This window comes from Dyella kyungheensis (assembly GCF_016905005.1).
Classification (GTDB): Bacteria; Pseudomonadota; Gammaproteobacteria; order Xanthomonadales; family Rhodanobacteraceae; genus Dyella; species Dyella kyungheensis.
In genome coordinates this window covers 1-1,233 of record NZ_JADIKC010000021.1, presented here as the reverse complement: position 1 = coordinate 1,233, position 1,233 = coordinate 1, and the positions used below count along the sequence as shown (strand labels likewise).

Genomic DNA, 1,233 nt, shown 5'->3' with positions numbered 1-1,233 from the left:
ACCTATCGGGCTACTCGCAGGCTAAACTCGACGCCGTGGCCCGGGAGTTGAATGAGCGACCGCGCCAAACGTTGAACTTTGAAACACCGGCCGAACGATTCCAGCAATGTGTTGCGTTGACCGGCTGAAGCCGCAGTCGATAGCGGACATTAGCGAGGGATATCACTGCCAGTAACTTTTACCTCGGCGAAGCGTTTGCTTTTCCTTGTTAGGTAAACTGATGATTAGTGATGTTTCCTTCAGTTCACCCTCAAATCGCATCTCGGCAAATGCACCTTCGAGTGGTATCACGAAGGAGATTCGCGATCCTTCCACGAAGAAGGGAACGACTCGCGTGAAGGGTGCCCCTCCCTCGGCGATCTGCACAAAAGCACTATATCCACCGGCTTTGGTGGGGAACACTAGTAACTCCATTCCCAGCAAATCACCGCCTTCCTTGTTGTAGCGAAGACTACTGTAGACCCCAGTGATCTTTGGGGCGCTCGTCTGTGCGAATGCAGGAGAAGTGGCCAGCAACAAGGTAAGGACAACCAAGAACCAGTAACGCATAGAACCCCTTTTTGGCGGAGAGAGAACTGTCTGCTTCGGGTCGGAAGCGGACCTTAGCCTACCTACCGAACTCAACCCGAAGAGCGGACTCTAGGCCAGCAAGATCTTCGTATGCCAGTTCGGCCAGAGTTGGTTGAACCTCTGCGATGTAATCACCGACTGGGCGTCCATGGGACTTCGCGATATCTCGGGCCGTCCCCGCGACTTCTGGGCAAATTGTCCAGTTAACTCCGGCTAGACCCTCACGTTCGTGCCCGAACAGCCCCCAGCGCGTGTTTCCTTCGAAATTTGCGACTGCCGCCCAGAGCCTCTGGATCGTTGATTCGTTCTCATCCTTGAAACGGAAGCTCACGAAAGGCGGAAGGTCAGATCGGTCTTCGATCTGGTTCTCGCCACCGATCAACTTCACCACGGCTCGGCGCTGATATTTTCGCCATTCGAGCTCACCCAGCTCACCAATGAAGTTGAGCAAAGCGCCCTCCGGGTCAGCGATTGCGGCCTCGTCCATTTCCCTTCCCTTTACCTTAGCCGGTCATGTCCGCTTTGGGTTGCGGCTTCAGCCGGTCAACGCAACACACTATAGACGCCCAAGCGTGAGGAGTGTTGCCCATGGCTATGCCCCGGAAGCATTTCACAGACGCGGATCGGACCCTGATATGGGACCGATGGCAGCAAGGTGAGTCG

2 protein-coding genes and 1 pseudogene are annotated in these 1,233 nt (G+C 55.3%); 1 reads left to right on the top strand and 2 read right to left on the bottom strand.

The window, feature by feature from the left end:
- Window positions 1–128, top strand: a pseudogene (locus tag ISP20_RS21420) (IS30 family transposase); the annotation flags it as partial.
- A 34-nt stretch (window positions 129–162) separates the two neighbouring features.
- Here ISP20_RS21420 and ISP20_RS21415 read toward each other — a convergent pair.
- Window positions 163–549, bottom strand: a complete 387-nt coding sequence (locus ISP20_RS21415; RefSeq protein ID WP_204638242.1) for a hypothetical protein — start codon at window positions 547–549, stop codon at window positions 163–165.
- Window positions 550–607: 58 nt separating this feature from the next.
- Window positions 608–1,057, bottom strand: coding sequence for a hypothetical protein (locus ISP20_RS21410; protein WP_204638241.1), 450 nt, complete (start codon window positions 1,055–1,057; stop codon window positions 608–610).
- Window positions 1,058–1,233: the final 176 nt, after the last annotated feature.